15 protein-coding genes are annotated in these 17,103 nt (G+C 70.0%); all 15 read left to right on the top strand.

Annotated elements, in window-relative coordinates; genetic code table 11:
- The first annotated feature begins 171 nt into the window (after positions 1-171).
- On the top strand, positions 172-1,152 hold the full coding sequence (locus tag SGR02S_RS03165) for a cysteine synthase A (RefSeq protein ID WP_067105585.1): 981 nt from the start codon (positions 172-174) through the stop codon (positions 1,150-1,152).
- Complete coding sequence (locus tag SGR02S_RS03160; RefSeq protein WP_067105583.1) at positions 1,149-1,541, top strand: hypothetical protein; 393 nt, start codon at positions 1,149-1,151, stop codon at positions 1,539-1,541. Before SGR02S_RS03165 ends, SGR02S_RS03160 begins: the two co-directional genes overlap by 4 nt.
- On the top strand, positions 1,538-2,695 hold the full coding sequence (locus tag SGR02S_RS03155; protein ID WP_255211375.1) for a Gldg family protein: 1,158 nt from the start codon (positions 1,538-1,540) through the stop codon (positions 2,693-2,695). The genes SGR02S_RS03160 and SGR02S_RS03155 overlap by 4 nt, the downstream gene beginning before the upstream one ends.
- Positions 2,696-3,077: 382 nt before the next feature.
- Positions 3,078-3,578 (top strand): division/cell wall cluster transcriptional repressor MraZ, encoded by a 501-nt coding sequence (locus SGR02S_RS03150; RefSeq protein ID WP_067105580.1) that lies wholly within the window; start codon positions 3,078-3,080, stop codon positions 3,576-3,578.
- Positions 3,575-4,552 carry a 16S rRNA (cytosine(1402)-N(4))-methyltransferase RsmH gene (gene rsmH, locus SGR02S_RS03145; RefSeq protein WP_067105578.1) on the top strand — a complete coding sequence of 326 codons (978 nt, stop codon included), beginning with the start codon at positions 3,575-3,577 and terminating at the stop codon, positions 4,550-4,552. Before SGR02S_RS03150 ends, rsmH begins: the two co-directional genes overlap by 4 nt.
- Positions 4,546-5,139 (top strand): hypothetical protein, encoded by a 594-nt coding sequence (locus tag SGR02S_RS03140; RefSeq protein ID WP_067105575.1) that lies wholly within the window; start codon positions 4,546-4,548, stop codon positions 5,137-5,139. The genes rsmH and SGR02S_RS03140 overlap by 7 nt, the downstream gene beginning before the upstream one ends.
- A complete protein-coding gene (locus SGR02S_RS03135) occupies positions 5,136-6,830 on the top strand; it encodes a peptidoglycan D,D-transpeptidase FtsI family protein (RefSeq protein WP_067105573.1) in 1,695 nt (564 codons plus the stop codon). The genes SGR02S_RS03140 and SGR02S_RS03135 overlap by 4 nt, the downstream gene beginning before the upstream one ends.
- A complete protein-coding gene (locus tag SGR02S_RS03130; RefSeq protein ID WP_067105571.1) occupies positions 6,830-8,269 on the top strand; it encodes a UDP-N-acetylmuramoyl-L-alanyl-D-glutamate--2,6-diaminopimelate ligase in 1,440 nt (479 codons plus the stop codon). The genes SGR02S_RS03135 and SGR02S_RS03130 overlap by 1 nt, the downstream gene beginning before the upstream one ends.
- Complete coding sequence (locus SGR02S_RS03125) at positions 8,266-9,642, top strand: UDP-N-acetylmuramoyl-tripeptide--D-alanyl-D-alanine ligase (protein WP_067105569.1); 1,377 nt, start codon at positions 8,266-8,268, stop codon at positions 9,640-9,642. The genes SGR02S_RS03130 and SGR02S_RS03125 overlap by 4 nt, the downstream gene beginning before the upstream one ends.
- The gene (gene mraY, locus SGR02S_RS03120; RefSeq protein WP_067105567.1) at positions 9,642-10,712 is read left to right on the top strand and encodes a phospho-N-acetylmuramoyl-pentapeptide-transferase; all 1,071 of its coding nucleotides are present in this window, start codon (positions 9,642-9,644) and stop codon (positions 10,710-10,712) included. Before SGR02S_RS03125 ends, mraY begins: the two co-directional genes overlap by 1 nt.
- Entirely contained in the window at positions 10,709-12,025 is a 1,317-nt protein-coding gene (murD, locus tag SGR02S_RS03115; RefSeq protein ID WP_067105565.1) for a UDP-N-acetylmuramoyl-L-alanine--D-glutamate ligase, read from the top strand. The genes mraY and murD overlap by 4 nt, the downstream gene beginning before the upstream one ends.
- Before the next feature lie 148 nt (positions 12,026-12,173).
- Positions 12,174-13,391, top strand: a complete 1,218-nt coding sequence (locus SGR02S_RS03110) for an FtsW/RodA/SpoVE family cell cycle protein (protein WP_156482950.1) — start codon at positions 12,174-12,176, stop codon at positions 13,389-13,391.
- Between the two features lie 10 nt (positions 13,392-13,401).
- Positions 13,402-14,580: an undecaprenyldiphospho-muramoylpentapeptide beta-N-acetylglucosaminyltransferase gene (gene murG / locus SGR02S_RS03105; RefSeq protein WP_067105564.1), complete on the top strand. Its 1,179-nt coding sequence runs from the start codon at positions 13,402-13,404 to the stop codon at positions 14,578-14,580.
- Positions 14,580-16,013 carry a UDP-N-acetylmuramate--L-alanine ligase gene (murC, locus tag SGR02S_RS03100; protein WP_067105562.1) on the top strand — a complete coding sequence of 478 codons (1,434 nt, stop codon included), beginning with the start codon at positions 14,580-14,582 and terminating at the stop codon, positions 16,011-16,013. Before murG ends, murC begins: the two co-directional genes overlap by 1 nt.
- Positions 16,010-17,002, top strand: coding sequence for a UDP-N-acetylmuramate dehydrogenase (gene murB / locus SGR02S_RS03095; protein WP_082796922.1), 993 nt, complete (start codon positions 16,010-16,012; stop codon positions 17,000-17,002). Before murC ends, murB begins: the two co-directional genes overlap by 4 nt.
- Positions 17,003-17,103: the final 101 nt, after the last annotated feature.

The raw sequence follows: 17,103 nt of genomic DNA, 5'->3' as shown, positions 1-17,103 counted from the left end.
GAAGCGATAGCGTCGTCGCAGTAATGATATAATATCACCAAGGCAAGTCTTCGGACGGCTGCGCACTGTCGTTGGTCGGACCCGATGCCCCGTTGGTCGACAAAGCCAGCCGATGGGCCGGCCAAGCGAAGCTGTCTTGCGGCGCATGGGCCGTCGTCCTAGATCGGGGACATGACCATCGCTGAAAATAGCCTGGACCTGATCGGCAACACCCCGCTGGTGCTGCTGAAGGGGCCCAGCGAGGAAACGGGCTGCGAAATCTGGGGCAAGTGCGAATATGCGAACCCCGGCGGATCGGTGAAGGACCGCGCGGCGCTCTATATCATCCGCGACGCCGAGGCGAACGGCAGCCTGAAGCCCGGCGGCACGATCGTCGAGGGAACCGCGGGCAACACCGGCATCGGCCTCGCGCTCGTCGGCAACGCGCTCGGCTACAAGACGATCATCGTCATGCCCGACAACCAGAGCGCCGAGAAGATGGCGACGATCCGCGCGCTCGGCGCCGAACTGGTGCTCGTGCCGCCCGCGCCCTTCGCCAATCCCGGCCATTTCGTCCACACCTCGCGCCGCATCGCCGAAGAGACCGACAATGCGATCTGGGCCAACCAGTTCGACAATATCGCCAACCGCAAGGCGCATATCTTCGGCACGGCGGAGGAGATCTGGCGGCAGATGGACGGCCGCGTCGACGGCTTCACCTGCGCCGCGGGGACCGGCGGGACGATCGCCGGAACGGGGTTGGGACTGAAGGCCAAGGACGCGGCGATCACCATCGCGCTGACCGATCCGCACGGCGCCGGACTCTATAATTACTACAAGTGCGGCGAACTGAAGCCCGAGGGGTCGAGCGTCGCCGAAGGGATCGGCCAGAACCGCATCACCGGCAACCTCGACGGCGCGCCGATCGACACGCAGTTCCGCATTTCCGATGCGGAGGGGCTGGCGGTGGTGCGCCGCCTGCTCGCCGAAGAGGGGCTGTGCCTCGGCCTTTCGTCGGGGATCAACGTCGCGGGCGCGATGGCGCTGGCGCGCGAACTGGGCCCCGGCAAGCGGATCGCGACGATCCTGTGCGACAGCGGCTTTCGCTATCTCTCGACGCTCTACAACCCCGAATGGCTCGCGAGCAAAGGGCTCGCGGAGGCGGCGGCGTGACCCGGCCCGAAATCCGGTCCTCGACCGTTGGCGGACAGGCGTCGGCGCCCGCCGACGCGGTGCCGGTCCATGACACGATGCGCCGGCTGCAGATCGGGATCGCGGGGGTCGTCACCGTGCTGCTGCTCGTCGGGCTGGCGGGCGTGATCGGCGACCGGGCACGCGAGAATGCGGCCAAGGACGTCGCGACCGCCACCGCGGTCCGCCTGCCCGGCGCGGAGGCTGGCAGCGGCAGTGCGCCGCTCGAGGACCTGGGGGTCCAGCCGGTGTCGAAGGAGGATAATGCGGGGGCCGCGATCAAGGTGCCGCAGGCACCGCCGTCGGTGGCGACCGTGCCCGACCTCGAACCCGATCCCGAACTCGCCCGCGCCCGCCAGTCGAAGCGGTGACGGCATCGGCCCGCGGGTCGCTGTGGCCGGCGCTCGCGGTCGCGGCGCTTGCCGCGGCGCTCGCCTGGTTCGCCGGCGGGCAGGCCATGCTCGGCCGGATCGACCCCGCGCTTGCCCTGCCGCTGCTCGTGCCGCCGCTGGCGCTGCTGGCTTGGTGGCGCCGTGACGATGCGGCCCCCGCGCGATGGCGAGCCTTTCTGATCGCGCTGCTGTCGCTTGCGGCGATCCAGTGTCTGCTCACCCTTCTGCTGGCGCACGCGCTCGATGGGGGAGGGGTCGCGCTGGTCGCCGTCGCGGGCGCCGCCACCGCGTGGCTGTGCGACGCAATCGTTCGCTGGCGCCGGCGTGCCGCCCTTCGGGTCGCCGCGCTGCTCCTGCTCGCTGTCGGCTGGTTTGCCGCCGGCCACGCCGCGCTTGCGCTGCTCTATCGCCCGGCCTTCCGCGCCGCAGCGCCCGCGACGATGCTGACCGGGCTGCCGTTGCGCTGGGCCGGTGGCGGCGGCATCGCGGCGATGATCGCCGACGGGTCGCAGGACGATCCGGCGCTCCGTGCGATCGAGGCGGCGCTGCCGGTCCGCCTCGTCGACAGCCTTGTCGACCATCCGCCGCCGCCGGGCGGCGCGCTGCTGCTCGCGCACCCGCGCGCGCTCGCGCCGCGCGAGCTGGTGGCGATCGACGCCTTCGTGCGCGGCGGGGGCCGGGCGGTCGTGCTCGCCGACGCGCTGTCGGGATGGCCGCCCGCGCATCCGCTCGGCGACCCGCGCAATCCGCCGGTCACGAGCCTGCTCACGCCGCTGCTCGATCATTGGGGCGTGACGCTGGATGCTGCGCCGCCGGGCGACCGCGCGGCGCGGCCGGTCGATGTCGACGGCGCGCGACTGCGCCTGTTCAGCGCCGGGCGCTTCGCGCGTCTGCCGCCCGGATGCCGCAGCTTTGCGGACGCGCGCGTCGCCGCCTGTCCGATCGGACGGGGGCAGGCATGGCTGGTCGGCGACGCCGACCTGCTGTTCGCGCCGCTGTGGCAGCCGGTCCCGCGCTGGGCCGCGCATCTGCGCAAGGCCGACACGATCGAATGGATCGCGGCGCGGCTTGCCGGACGGGACGACGCGCAAGGCTGGCTCCGCCCGCTGTGGATACGGCCGGCGGCCGGTTAGGGCGTTGAATCCCGATACGGTTCCCCGGCGAAAGCCGGGGTCCAGATTGCGAAGCGCTGCCCCGCGTGGGCCGGGCTTTCGCCGGGGATCAATTGGCTGCCGAACAGGGATAATGGCCAATCCGTTTCGATCCATGATCTGTCGCCGGAAGCGCTTTCGGGCGTCCGCGCGCCCGTTTTGGCGCTCGATTTACCTCAGAATCGCCAATTTGGGGCGTGAATACCCGGTTTCACCCTAAAATACCCCTTTCCACCCCGAACGACTCTTGATAGGCAGGAATCGGAGAGGGGCAATCTCCGCCTGAGTCATTCGACCCGGAATCCTTGCGATTTCGGGATCAGGGAAGTTTTGCCCGGAGGCGCGAGAAATAGGGGCTGCAGCGATGGCGGTTGTAACGCCCGGACGATACTCGGGCACCAACTTCGCCGCGATCGATGGCAAGGGGCGGATCGCCGTCCCTTCGCAGTTCCGCAACAATGTGCCCCTCAATGCGGACGGTCAGCGCGTGCTCTGGGTCGGCTTCCATGAAAAGCTGCCCTGCCTGGTCGCCTATGGGCAGGACCAGTACGACCGCCTCTCCGACGAGATCGAGCGCGATCGCGACACCGCGCTCGCCCGCAATCTCGACTTCGACGAGGACGAGGCGTTCAAGAAGCGCTTCAGCTATACCGAGGCCTATACGCTCGACGACAGCGGGCGCTTCCTCCCCAACTTCACCGCGCGCGACCGCGTCGGAGAGGCGGGGGCGACCGCCTTCGTCGGATCGGGTCGCCGCTTCGAAATCTGGTGGCTGCCGACGCTTGCCGAATGCGCCGAGGCCGATCCGGTGCTCAAGCGGCTCGCGGCCGCCTGGGCCGAAACGAAGGGGAGGGCGCGCAAGTGACCGGGCTTCCCCGCGATCCTCGCCACGATCCGGTGCTGCGCGACGAGGTCGTCGCCGCGCTCGCCATCGGTCCGGGCGAGCGGCACGTCGATGCGACCTTCGGCGCCGGCGGCTATACCCGCGCGATGCTCGCGGCGGGGGCGGAGGTGATCGCCTGCGACCGCGACCCCGATGCGATCGCGGAGGGGCAGGCGCTGGTCGACGAGGCCGGCGGCCGGCTGACGCTGATTCACGGCCGTTTCGGCGAGATCGACCGCCTGCTCGCGGCGCGCGGGATCGATGCGATCGACGGCATCGCCTTCGACATCGGCGTGTCGTCGATGCAGCTCGACCGCGAAACGCGCGGCTTTTCCTTTCAGGCCGACGGCCCGCTCGACATGCGCATGGCGCAGGAGGGCGAAAGCGCCGCCGAGTGGCTGAACCGCGCCGACGAGAGCGAGATCGCCGACGTCCTCTATCATTATGGCGACGAGCGCCAGTCGCGCCGCGTCGCGCGCGCGATCGTCGCCGCGCGGCCGCTGTCGCGCACCGGCGAACTCGCGGCGGTGATCCGCAAGGCGCTGCGGCATCCGCCGGGCGCGCCGAAGGACCCGGCGACGAAAAGCTTTCAGGCGATCCGCATCCACATCAACGGCGAACTCGACGAACTGGTCGCGGGGCTGGAGGCGGCGGAACGCGTGCTGCGCCCCGGCGGCCGTCTTGCGGTGGTCAGCTTTCACAGCACCGAGGATCGCATCGTGAAGAATTTCCTGCGCGAACGCAGCGGCGGCGACGCCGGCGGTTCGCGCCACCGGCCCGCGCTTCTTCCTTCGGCGCGGGCCGCCACTTTCCACCCGCCCGCGCGCAAGCTGCGCCCGGGCAAGGCCGAAGAGGCGCGCAATCCGCGCGCGCGTTCGGCGACGCTGCGCAGCGCGGTGCGGACGGCGGCGCCCGCCTGGCCCGCGACGATGACGAAGGAGGCGATGTCATGCTGATGGCGGCCCGCAAGCTTCAGGGGATCGGCCTGGTCCTGCTGGTGCTGGTCTTCGCGATGATGCTCTACCCCGTGTCGCTCAAGGTCGCGGCGACGCGCAGCGAACTGTCGCGCATCGAAAAGCAGATCGACCGGACGCGCGACAATATCCGCTATCTCGAATCCGAACTGGCGGTGCGCGCGTCGATGCGCCAGCTCGAACAGTGGAACGCCGACACCTTCGGCTATTCGGCGCCCTCGGCGTCGCAATATCTGTCGAGCGAGACGCAGCTCGCCTCGATCGACCGCCTGCCGCGCGCGCGCGGCGCGAACGAGGTCGCGCCGGTGCTGATGGCGATGGTCAGCCCGGTCGGCACGCCCGAAGCCGCGCCCGCCCCGCCGGCCGCCGCGCGGCCCGCCGCCGAAAAGCCCGTCGTGCTCGCGCAGGCGGACAGCGCGGTGCGCAGCGACGCGCTGCCACACATGGCGCCGACGCGGCGGCGTGAACAGCTCAAGATGATCGAGGACCAGCTCCTCACCGAATCGACGCTCGCCGACCTCAAGCGTCAGGCGGCCCGCGAAGCGGCGGGAGGCAAGACGCCGCAATGAACACGCTGGTCGTCCGACCGACCCGGGTACGGACCGCGGGGGTGCGGCAGCAGATATTGCTGACCGCGCAGCAGCGTCTGATGATGCTGATGCTGCTGTTCATGGCGGCCTTTTTCCTTGTGTCGGTGCGGCTCGTCTATTTCGCGCTGTTCGACACTTCCGCCGGGCACCGCAACGGATCGGCGACCTTCGTGCCCGCGCGCGCCGACATCGTCGACCGCAACGGCGTGCCGCTGGCGCGGACGATCGACGGCTATTCAATCCGTGTCGTGCCGTCGAAGCTGCTCAACAGCCGGCCCTATCTGGCCGACGAGCTGCACCGGATCTTTCCAGACATGCCGCGCGAGGACCTGCTCGCAAAGCTGAACGGGCCGCGTCCCACCTATATCCGCCGCCGCGCGCTGCCCGATCAGGTCGCCGCGGTCAACGCGATCGGCGATGTCGGGTTCGACTTCCCGCGCGAGAAGGAGCGGCTCTATCCGCAGCTTTCGCTCGCCGCGCACGTGCTGGGCTTCACCAACGCCGACGGGCAGGGCGTCACCGGGGTCGAGGGCGCGTTCGAGGAACGGCTGACCGACAAGGCGACGCGCGGCGATCCGCTCGCGCTGTCGATCGACGCGCGCGTGCAGGGCGTACTCGAAAGCGAGCTGTCGAACGCCGTCGCCAATCTGGAGGCGATCGGCGGCGCCGGGCTGATCCTCGACGTCCACACGGGCGAAGTGCTGGCCATGACCTCGCTGCCCACCTATAATCCGAACAAGCTGGCGCCCGACAACGGCGGCGCGCGGCGCAACGCGGTGACCTATAACCTCTACGAGCTCGGTTCCACCTTCAAGCCGCTGTCGATCGGGGCGGCGATCGACAATGGCGTGGTGACCAGCATGGCGAAGCGCTACGACGCGACCCGGCCGCTCGCGATCGCCGGATTCCGCATCCGCGATTCGCACAGCATGGGCCGCTGGCTCAACGTGCCCGAAACGCTGATCCACAGCTCGAACGTCGTCACCGCGCAGATCGCCGACCAGCTCGGCCGCGAGAAGATGGAGGAACTGTTCCGCAATCTCGAGTTCGACAAGCGGCCGGGGATCGACATCAAGGAACGGGCGTTTCCGCTGTGGCCGCGCGACTGGGGCCGGCTGACGACGATGACGACCAGCTACGGCCACGGCATCGCGGTGACTCCGCTGCACCTCGCCAGCGCCTATGCGGCGCTCGTCAACGGTGGCATCTGGCGCCCGGCGACAATCCTCAAGCTGGGCGACAAGGCGCCGCCGCAGGGGCGCCGCGTGTTCAAGGCGTCGACCAGCGCACGGATGCGCCAGCTTCTCCGCCTGATCGTGTCCGACGGCACCGGGCGCCAGGCCGACGCGCCCGGCTTCCGCGTCGGCGGCAAGACGGGCAGCGCCGAAAAGCCGGGCGCGGGCGGGTATCGCCGCCATTCGCTCGTCTCGACCTTCGCCGCCGCCTTCCCGATGGACAATCCGCGCTACGTCGTCCTCGCGATGATCGACGAGCCGAAGGGCAACGCCTTCAGCTCGGGGCAGCGCACCGCCGGCTGGACCGCCGCGCCGGTGGTCCGGAAAGTGGTGATGCGCGCGGGGCCGATGCTCGGCGTCTTCCCCGACGAAAGCCGCGACGTCGACGTGTCCGAACTGACGCCGCTGCTCTGGAAGGGCGGGAAGGCGGACTGATGCGTCTCTTGGCGCTCCTCGACCCGCCGGGCCCCTCGGGTGCCGACCCGGTCGTCACCGGGCTCGCCATCGACCACCGCAAGGTCGCGCCGGGCACGATCTTCGGCGCCTTCGCCGGCGAACGGTTCAACGGTGAGGATTTCATCCCCGCCGCCATCGCGGCCGGCGCGATCGCCGTGGTCGCGCGGCCGGGGGCGACGGTGGCGGGCGCGGTGCACATCGCCGACCCCAACCCAAGGCGCGCCTTCGCGCACATCGCGGCGCGCTTCTTCCACCGCTTTCCGGCGACCTGCGTCGCGGTCACCGGCACCAACGGCAAGACCTCGACGGTCGAGATGACGCGCCAGCTCTGGCGCATGGCGGGCTTCCACGCCGCCTCGATCGGCACGCTGGGCATCACCACCTCGAACGACAGCGCGTCGACCGGGCTGACGACGCCCGACATCGTGACCTTCCTGTCGAACATGGCGGGGCTCGCCGCGGAAGGCGTGACGCACGCCGCATTCGAAGCGTCGAGCCACGGCCTCGACCAGTATCGCACCGAAGGGGTGCCGGTGAAGGCGGCCGCCTTCACCAACCTCAGCCACGACCATCTCGACTATCATGGCGACATGGACGCCTATCTGGCGGCGAAGATGCGGCTGTTCCGCGAAGTGGTCGATCCGGACGGCGTCGCGGTGATCTGGGCCGACGATCTGTGGTCGGCGGCCGCCGAATATGAAGCGAAGCAGCGCGGCCTGCGGATTCTGACGGTCGGGCGCGAGGGCGAGACGCTGCGGCTCGTCGCGCGCGAGCCGACCCAGCTCGGCCAGTCGCTGACGATCGCCGCGGGGCCGCTCGCGCAGAAGGTCACGCTGCCGCTGATCGGCGCCTATCAGGCCGCCAATGCGCTGGTCGCGGCGGGGCTCGTCATCGCGACCGGCGGCGACGTCCAACAGACGCTGGCCAATCTCGCCCGTCTCCAGCCGGTGCGCGGCCGCCTCGAACGCGCGGCGATCACTCGCGCGGGCGCACCGGTCTATGTCGATTATGCCCACACGCCCGACGCGATCGCGGCGGCGCTCGACGCGCTGCGCCCGCATGCGAGCGGGCGGCTGATCCTCGTTTTCGGCGCCGGCGGCGACCGCGACCGCGACAAGCGGCCCGAGATGGGCCGGGTGGCGGCCGCCGGGGCCGACGTGCTGATCGTCACCGACGACAATCCGCGCGGCGAGGACCCCGCCGCCATCCGCGCCGCGATTGCCGGGGGCGCGCCCGATGCGCGGGTGATCGGCGACCGCCGCGCCGCGATCGCCGCCGCGATCGCCGAGGCGCGCGCCGACGACATCGTCTGCATCGCAGGCAAGGGGCACGAGCAGGGGCAGATCGTCGGCAGCGGCGCCGCGGCGCGCGTCATCCCCTTCGACGACGTCGCCGTCGCGCGGGAGGCGGCGGCATGACTCCGCTGTGGACCGCGCGCGCCATCGCCGCAGCCACCGGCGGCACCGCCAGCGCCGACTTCACCGTGCAGGGCGTCGCCTTCGATTCGCGCGAGGTGGCGAAGGGCGACCTGTTCATCGCGATGAAGGGCGAGGCGACCGACGGCCACAAGTTCATCGACAAGGCGATCGCCGCCGGCGCCGCGGGTATCGTCTGCGAAACCTCCGTCGATTACCCGCACGTCCGCGTCGCCGACAGCGCGGCGTCACTGAATGCGCTGGGCATCGCGGCGCGTGCGCGCAGCCATGCCCGGATCGTCGGCGTCACCGGATCGGCGGGCAAGACGGGGACGAAGGAGGCGCTGTTCGCGGCGCTCGACCGCTTCCGCCCCGGCAAGGCGCATCGCTCGGTCAAGAGCTACAACAACCATGTCGGCGTGCCGCTCAGCCTCGCGCGCATGCCGGGGGCCGCCGACTTCGGCATCTTCGAGATGGGCATGAACCATGAAGGCGAACTTGCGGCGCTGACCCGCATGGTCCGCCCGCACGTCGCGATCGTCACCACCATCGCCCCGGCGCATATGGAATATTTCGGCAGCGAAGCGGCGATCGCCGACGCCAAGGGCGAGATTTTCGAGGGGCTCGAACCCGGCGGCACCGCGATCATCCCCTTCGACAGCCCGCATCATGCGCGGCTGCGCGCGAAGGCGGAGCAGCATGCCGCGCACATCGTCAGCTTCGGTTTCGGCGAGGGCGCGGACGTGCGCGCGGTCGACTGGCTGCCCGACGGACAGGGCGGCTCGCTGGTCACGGCGCAGGTGCAGGATGCGCTGCTCTGCTTCACCATCGCGCAGGCGGGGGCGCATTGGGTGTCGAACGCGCTGGCGGTGCTCGCGGCGGTCAAGGCGGTCGGCGGCGACCTGCCCGCGGCGGGGCTCGCCTTTGCCGAGATGGGCGGGCTCGCGGGACGCGGCGCGCGCCACCGCGTCGCGGTGCCCGGCGGCGAGATTCGGGTCATCGACGAAAGCTATAACGCCAACCCCACTTCGATGGCGGCGACCATCGGCCTGCTCGGCGACGAATCCGCCGGGCGCAAGGTGGCGATATTGGGGAGCATGAAGGAACTCGGCCCCGATGGCGCCGCCTACCACGAAGGGTTGGCCGCTCCGCTCGTCGCGGCGGGAGTGCAGTTCGCCCTGCTCGTCGGCGAAGAGATGGCGCCGCTCGCCAAAGCGCTTGAGGGGCGCGTCGATTTCGAGCATGTGCCCGCCCACGTGGACGCGACCGCGCGGCTGAAGGACGTGATCCGCGCCGGCGACGTCGTGCTGGTCAAGGGATCGAACAGCGTCGGCCTGTCGCATGTCGTCACGGCGCTGACCAACGGGGACTATTGATGTTATACTGGCTGGCGGAATGGCTTGGCTTTCCCGGGGCTCTCAACCTCATCCGCTACCTGAGCTTCCGCTCGGGCGCCGCCGTCGCGACCGCGCTGATCATCGGGCTGTGGATCGGGCCGCGCTTCATCCTGATGCTGCGCATGCGGCAGGGGAAGGGGCAGCCGATCCGCGACGACGGCCCGCAAAGCCATCTGGCGAAACGCGGCACGCCGACGATGGGCGGGCTGATGATCCTGATTTCGCTGATGGTTTCGGCGCTGCTGTGGATGGACCTGTCGAACCGCTTCGTCTGGGCCTGCCTGTTCGTCACCGGCGGCTTCGCGCTCGTCGGCTTCCTCGACGATCTCGACAAGGTGACCAAGGCCAGCCATCGCGGCATTCCGGGGCGTGTGCGCCTGGCAATCGAATTCGGCATCGCCGCGGTCGCGGTGCTGCTGATCGTGTCGCGCACCGGCACCGACCTCTATCTGCCCTTCTTCAGCGACGTCACCATCCCGCTCGGGCCCTTCTTCTATGTCTTCGCGATGGTGCTGATCGTCGGCTTCGGCAATGCGGTGAACCTGACCGACGGGCTCGATGGGCTCGCGACCTTTCCGGTGATGATCGCCAGCCTGACCTTCCTCGTCATCGTCTATCTGTCGGGCAATGCGAAGTTCGCGGGCTACCTCGGCATACCGCACGTGCCGGGGGCGGGCGAGCTCGCGATCTTCGCCGCGGCCATCATCGGCGCTTGCCTGGCTTTCCTGTGGTTCAATGCGCCGCCGGCGGCGGTGTTTATGGGTGACACCGGCAGCCTCGCGCTGGGCGGGGCGCTCGCGACGATGGCCGTCACCGCGCAGCACGAACTGGTGCTGGTCCTCGTCGGCGGGCTGTTCGTGGCCGAGGCGCTGTCGGTGATCATCCAGGTCTTCTGGTACAAACGCACCGGGCGGCGCGTCTTCCGCATGGCGCCGATTCACCATCATTTCGAGCAATTGGGATGGCCCGAATCGACCGTGGTCATCCGCTTCTGGATCGTCTCGATCGTCCTCGCGCTCGCGGGGCTCGCGACGCTCAAGCTGCGATGATCGCCGCGCGCGCCTTCGCCGGCCGCCGTTATGCGGTGCTCGGGCTGGCGCGCTCGGGCCTCGCCACGGTCGAGGCGCTGATCGCCGGCGGCGCGGGCGTCACCGCGTGGGACGACCGCGCCGACGCGCGCGACGCGGCGATGGCGCTCGGCGCCGACATCGGCGATCCGCTGGCGATCGACCTCGCCGGTTTCGCGGGCGTCGTGGTCTCGCCGGGGGTGCCGCTCAACCGCCATCCGATCGCCGACCATGCGCGCGCGGCGCACGTGCCGGTCATCGGCGACGTCGAACTGTTCGCGGAGGCGCGCGCCGATCTGCCCCCGCACAAGGTCGTCGGCATCACCGGCACCAACGGCAAGTCGACCGTCACCGCGCTGATTACCCATATGCTCCAGACGGCGGCGATCCCGGCGCTGATGGGCGGCAACATCGGCCTGCCGATCCTGACGCGCGATCCGTTGTCGCCAAATGAAAACGGCGTCGGCGTCTATGTGCTGGAACTGTCGAGCTATCAGATCGACCTGACGAGCAGCCTCGCCTGCGACGTGGCCGTGCTGTCCAACATCACGCCCGACCATCTCGACCGCTACGACGGTTTCGAAAGCTATGCCGCCTCGAAGGCGCGCCTCTTCGCGCTCCAGACCCCCGATCAGGTCGCGGTGATCGCGGTCGACGACGATCCGTCGCGGATGATCGCGGGGCGCGTCGCGCATCGGCTCCACCGCGTGTCGGCAAAGGATATCGACCCCGCCGACCAGGCGCGCTGGCCCGCGCTGCAGGGACCGCACAACGCACAGAACGCCGTCTGCGCGATCGCGGTGTGCCGCGTGCTGGGGCTGAACGACGAACAGATCGAGCGTGGGCTCGCGACCTACACCGCGCTCCCGCATCGCATGGAATGGGTCGGCGAAGCCCGTGGCGCCCGCTGGTACAACGACAGCAAGGCGACCAACGCGGCTTCCGCTGCACCGGCGCTGGCGGCCTTTCCGCCGGCGCCGGACCAGCGTCTGCACTGGATTGCCGGGGGGCGGGCGAAGGGCGACGGGCTCGCCGCCTGCCGCCCGTGGTTTGGCAACGTCAGGCGCGCCTATCTGATCGGTGAGGCGATGGACCCGTTCGCGGTCGAGATCGGCGACGCCATCGCGGTCGAACGGTCGGGCGACCTCGCGACCGCCGTCGCGCAGGCCGCCGCCGCCGTCCGGCCGGGCGACGTCGTGCTGCTGTCGCCCGCCTGCGCCTCCTTCGACCAGTTCGGGGATTATGAGCAGCGCGGCGACGCGTTCCGCGCGGCCGTTTTGGCGCTTGGCGAATGACGGCCTTTCATCTCCGTTCGTGTCGAGCGAAGTCGAGACGCCGCGAAGTCGTGCACGGCCGATGGACGTCTCGACTTCGCTCGACGCGAACGGACGGGGCAGGTGCCCGCCCGGTGTTGGCCAGGGCATGAGTGGGGAGCCGGACAGCATGAACGCCACCGAACGACCCATCATCGCGGCGACGACCCGGACGGCGAAGCGCCGCGGGCCGCGGCTCAGCCGCGCCGACCGCACGCCGCTCGGCCTGTGGTTCTGGGAAATCGACCGGGTGCTGCTGCTCCTCGTCTCGATGCTGGTCGCGGTCGGGCTGGTCGCCGTCGCCGCCGCTTCGCCGGTCGCGGCGCAGAAACTGTCGACGACGACCGCCAGCCTCGATCCGCTCTATTATTTCTACCGCCAGCTGATGTGGGTGATCGTCGGCGTGCCGGTGATGCTCGCGGTGTCGATGCTGCCCAAGCCGCAGGCGCGGCGCTTCGCCATCTACGGCACGCTGACCTTCCTGATCCTGCTGTTCCTGGTGCCTCTGATCGGCGCCTCGGTGAACGGGGCGCAGCGCTGGCTCGGCAGCGGCATGTTCCGGCTGCAACCATCGGAATTCCTCAAGCCCTTCTTCGCGGTGTCGCTCGCGTGGATCCTGTCGCTGCGGCTCCACGACCAAAGCCTGCCGGTCGTGCCGCTCTCCTTCGTCCTGACCGGCATCATCGGGGTGCTGCTGATGGGACAGCCCGACCTGGGGCAGACGATCATCTTCATCGGTACCTGGCTGGTGCTGGTGATGGTCGCGGGGCTTTCGATGCGGATCATCGTGCTGCTCGCCACCGGCGGGCTCGCAGGGCTGGTCGTCGCCTATTTCACCTATTCGGTCGCGACCCAGCGCATCAACAGCTGGCTGTTCGGCGAAGGCGACAGCTTTCAGGAGGACAAGGCGCATGCGACGATCACCGCCGGCGGGCTGATCGGCACCGGCCCCGGCGCCGGGCTCGCCAAGTTCAAGCTGCCAGAGGCGCACACCGACTATATCTTCTCGGTGATCGGCGAGGAATTCGGGCTGATCGCGTGCCTTGCCATCGTCGTCCTCTATCTCGCGATCATCGTCCGCGTCCTCGTCCGCCTGCTCGACGAAGAGGACAGCTTCCTGATCCTCGCCGTCGCCGGCCTGATCGCGCAGTTCGGGGGGCAGGCGACGATCAACATGGCGGTGAACACCCAGCTTTTCCCGTCGAAGGGGATGACGCTGCCCTTCATCAGCTATGGCGGTTCCTCCTTCATCGCGCTGTCGATCGGCATGGGTTTGCTCTTGTCGCTGACCCGGCGGAACCCCTATGCCGCGCGGGTGTCCCTGACCCGCAACTGGAACAAGAAATGATCGCCCGCCGATGACCGCGACCCGCCACTTCCTCCTCGCCGCCGGCGGCACCGGCGGCCATATGCTGCCCGCCTATGCGCTGGCGGGCGAACTGATCGCGCGCGGGCACCGCGTGGCGCTGGTCAGCGACGACCGCGGCCTCAGGATTCCGGGCGCGCCCGCCGAACTCGAAACGCATGTGCTGCCCGCCGGCCGCGTCCACGGCGGCCCCGTCGGCTGGGTCAAGGCGGCGCTGGCGATCCGCAAGGGGCGCCGGCAGGCGATCGAACTGATCGGCGAATTCGACCCGGCCGTCGTCGTCGGCTTCGGCGGCTATCCCTCGCTGCCCAGCCTGCTCGCCGCGGGGGCGACGCGGCGGCCGCGCGTGATCCACGAACAGAATGCGGTGCTCGGCCGCGTCAACCGGCTGATGGCGCCGCGCGTCGACGCGGTGGCCGTCGCCTACCGCAACATCCACCGCTTCCCCGAAAAGCAGGCGATGAAGCGCCACCTCACCGGCAATCCGGTACGCGAGGAGATCGTCGCGATCCGCGAGGAAGGCTTCCCGCCGCTGCCCGAGGACGGCATCGTCCGCCTGCTCGTCGTCGGCGGCAGCCTCGGCGCCACGGTGCTGAGCGAGGTCGTGCCCGCCGCGATCGCGATGCTGCCCCCCGCGTTGCTCGAACGGCTCCAGGTCGTGCAGCAGGCGCGCGAGGCGGATATCGAGGGCGTGCGCGCCCGCTATGCCGAACTCGGCGTCGCGGCCGAATGCGCGCCCTATATCGCCGACCTGCCCGAACGGCTGCGCTGGGCGCATCTGTTCATCGGCCGCGCCGGCGCCTCGACCGTCGCCGAACTGGCCTGCGCGGGCCGCCCGGCGATCTTCGTCCCCTATCCGCACGCGATGGACGATCACCAGCGCTGGAACGTCGTCGACCTGGTCGAGGCGGGGGGCGCCATCGCCTTCGCGCAGGCGGATTTCACCCCCGCCGCGGTCGCCAAGCATATCCAGCGCATGGCGCTCGAACCCGGCGCGCTCGAGGCGGCGGCCGGGCATGCGGCGGGCTGCGGCCTACCGCAAGCGACGCGCGATCTGGCCGACCTCGTCGAATCCTTCGCGCCGCCGCCGCTGATGGATGTGATCCGCGTCGGCGCCAGCGCCCAGCGCGCGCCGGCAAGCGGCGTCGCCGCGGCGCGGGAGGCGAACTGATGCGCGGCGTCGCGACCGATATCGGCATCATCCACTTCATCGGCATCGGCGGCATCGGCATGTCGGGGATCGCCGAGGTGATGCACAACCTCGGCTATCAGGTGCAGGGCAGCGACATCGCCGAATCCTATGTCGTCGAGGGATTGCGTCGGCGCGGGATCAAGGTGGCGATCGGCCACGCCCCCGAAAATGTCGAGGGCGTCGCGGTCGTCGTCACCTCGACCGCGGTCCAGCGCGGCAATCCGGAGGTCGAGGCGGCGCTCGCGCAGCGCGTGCCGATCGTCCGCCGCGCCGAAATGCTCGCCGAGCTGATGCGGCTCAAGTCGACCGTCGCCATCGCCGGGACGCACGGCAAGACGACGACGACCAGCCTCGTCGCCGCGCTGCTCGATGCGGGCGGGATCGACCCGACGGTCATCAACGGCGGCATCATCAACAGCTATGGTTCGAACGCGCGGCTCGGCGCGTCCGACTGGATGGTGGTCGAGGCCGACGAGAGCGACGGCAGCTTCCTGCGCCTCGACGGGACGATCGCGGTCGTCACCAACATCGATCCCGAACATCTCGACCATTACGGCAGCTTCGACGCGATCAAGGCCGCCTTCGTCGAGTTCATCGAGAATGTGCCCTTCTACGGCGCCGCAATGCTCTGCCTCGACCATCCGGAGGTGCAGGCGATCATCCCGCGCATCCGCGACCGGCGCATCGTCACCTACGGCTTCTCCGCGCAGGCCGACGTGCGCGGCACCAATGTGACGCCGGGACCCGACGGCAACCGCTTCGACGTCGTGGTGCGCTTGGCCGACGGGAGCAGCCGGACGATCGAGGGCATCCACCTGCCGATGGCGGGCCGCCACAATGTCCAGAACGCGCTCGCGGCGGTCGCGGTGGCGCTGCACATGGGCGTGCCCGACGCGCGCATCGTGTCGGGCTTCGAGGGGTTCGCGGGGGTCAAGCGCCGCTTCACCAAGGTCGGCGAGATCGCGGCGGCTGAAGGTGTCGTGACGGTCATCGACGATTACGGCCACCACCCGGTCGAGATCCGCGCCGTGCTCGCCGCCGCGCGCGAGGGCGTGGGGATGGGGCGCGTCGTCGCGGTGGTCCAGCCGCACCGATTTACACGTCTTCGCGACCATATGGACGAGTTCCAGCAGGCGTTCAACGACGCCGACATCGTCTATGCGCTGCCGGTCTACGCGGCGGGCGAAGCGCCGATCGAGGGGGTGACGTCGGCGGCGCTCGTCGAGGGGCTGCGCGACCGCGGCCACCGCGACGTCGCCTTCGTCCCCGACGCCGCGGCGCTCGCCGCGACGGTCGCCGGGGCGATCGCGGCGGGGCAGATCGGCGCCGGCGACCGGATCATCTGCCTCGGCGCGGGCGACATCACGAAGATCGCGGCAGGACTGGCGGCGGCGGTGGAGGGGCAGGCATGACGTCCGATCCCAAAGCCGTTCGTCCTGAGCCTGTCGAAGGACAGTCCTTTTCTCGTGCGGAGGAAAAAGGGAAGATCGGCCCTTCGACAGGCTCAGGGCAAACGGCATTTGGGAATGTCCGCGGCAAGCTCACCCCCGATGCCCCGCTGGCGCCGCTCGTCTGGTTCAAGGCGGGCGGTCCCGCCGGCTGGCTGTTCGAGCCGAAGGATGCCGACGACCTGTCCGCCTTCCTGCGGGATCTCGACCCCGCGATCCCCGTCATGGCGCTCGGTCTCGGCTCGAACCTGATCGTCCGCGACGGCGGCTTCCCCGGCGTCGTCGTGCGGCTGGGCAAGGCGTTCGCGACGGTCGCGGCCATCGAGGCGACGACGCTGCGCTGCGGCGGCGGCGCGTCGGGCATCCTCGTCTCCTCGACCGCGCGCGACGCCGGCATCGCGGGGCTCGAATTCCTGCGCTCGATCCCCGGCACCGTCGGCGGCTTCGTGCGCATGAACGGCGGCGCATACGGCAGCGAGGTCAAGGACATATTGGTCGAGGCCGAGGTCGTGCTGCGCTCGGGCGAGCGCCGCACGCTGCCGCTTGCCGACCTCGGCTACAGCTATCGCCACAGCGCCTTGCCCGCGGGCGCGGTGGTGATCGGCGCGATCTTTCGCGGCCGCCCCGGCGACCCGCGGGCGATCCAGGCCGAGATGGACCGCATATCGGCGAGCCGCGAGGCGTCGCAGCCGCTGCGTTCGCGCACCGGCGGCTCGACCTTCAAGAATCCCGAGGGGCACAAGGCGTGGCAGCTCGTCGACGCGGCCGGCTGCCGCGGGCTCACGGTCGGCGGCGCGCAGGTCAGCGAGAAGCACACCAATTTCCTCATCAACACCGGCACCGCGACCAGCGCCGACATCGAGGCGCTGGGCGAAGAGGTGCGCCGCCGGGTGAAGACGAACAGCGGCATAGACCTGCAATGGGAGATTCAGCGCGTGGGAGTGGAGACGTGAGCGTGGCAATCAAAATCCTCCCCGCTTGCGGGGAGGGGGACCGCGAAGCGGTGGAGGGGGCTGGCGTCCTCAAACAGCGTCGGCGGGCCGCGATCGCCCCC

Source organism: Sphingopyxis granuli NBRC 100800, assembly GCF_001591045.1.
GTDB classification, from domain to species: Bacteria; Pseudomonadota; Alphaproteobacteria; order Sphingomonadales; family Sphingomonadaceae; genus Sphingopyxis; species Sphingopyxis granuli.
The sequence above is the reverse complement of the archived record's forward strand: the minus strand, read 5'-3'. Positions and strand labels throughout refer to the sequence as shown.